General features: G+C 62.7%; 1 protein-coding gene. It reads left to right on the forward strand.

Going from position 1 to position 786, the window contains the following annotated elements; genetic code table 11:
* Positions 1 to 109 precede the first annotated feature (109 nt).
* Positions 110 to 786, forward strand: a 677-nt coding sequence (locus tag EN884_RS37565) for an ABC transporter substrate-binding protein (RefSeq protein WP_245492073.1), incomplete at its 3' end; no start/stop codon positions are given.

The following is a 786-nucleotide window of genomic DNA, read 5'->3' on the forward strand; positions in this document are numbered from 1 at the left end:
GTGATGGTGGATCCATGGGAGGCGGATCCACTGCCACGAAGCCGTTTGAATTCGAGGAGAGGCGGAGCGGGTGCAAACGCTCCGGACCAACAAGAGGGAGAGAGAGACAGTGAGGAATTTACGCAATATCGGCCTTGCTGCCGGACTGGCGCTGAGCGTCTCGGTCTCGGCACTCAGTGCATACGCTTCCGAGCCGACGGTTCCGCCGGCGCCGACACCGTTTCCCGCCGAAGGCAAGATCAATTATGTCGCGCGCGACTCCATTCTGGAGTTCAAGGCGCTTCCCGAATATCACGAGCCCGACTGGGTCACCGAGAAATACGTCAAGACCGGCAAGCTTCCGCCGGTGAGAGACAGGCTGCCGAAGGAGCCGCTGGTCTTCAAGACGGGCAATATGCAAGACGGCATCGGCGTCTATGGCGATACGATGCGCCACGTCATCGGAGGGCGGCCGGAAGGCTGGAACTACGGCGCCGGTCAGACGCAAGGCTGGGGCGGCATCGACATCGGCCTCTCCGAATGCCTGACGCGCACCGCCCCGCTGTTCCAGGTCGAGGCCAAGGACACCGAGCCGCTGCCGAACCTGGCCAGGAGCTGGGATTGGTCGAGCGATGGCCACAAGCTGACCATGCACCTCATCGAAGGCGCGAAGTGGTCGGACGGCGTGCCGTTCAATGCCGACGACGTCATGTTCTACTGGGACGACGAGGTCGTCGATCCCAACGTCTCGCCGCTGAACGGCGCCACGCCGGAAACCTTCGGCGTCGGCACGACGTTGAAGAAGAT

It is taken from the genome of Mesorhizobium sp. M7A.F.Ca.AU.001.01.1.1, assembly GCF_004022735.1.
Lineage (GTDB): Bacteria > Pseudomonadota > Alphaproteobacteria > Rhizobiales > Rhizobiaceae > Mesorhizobium > Mesorhizobium ciceri.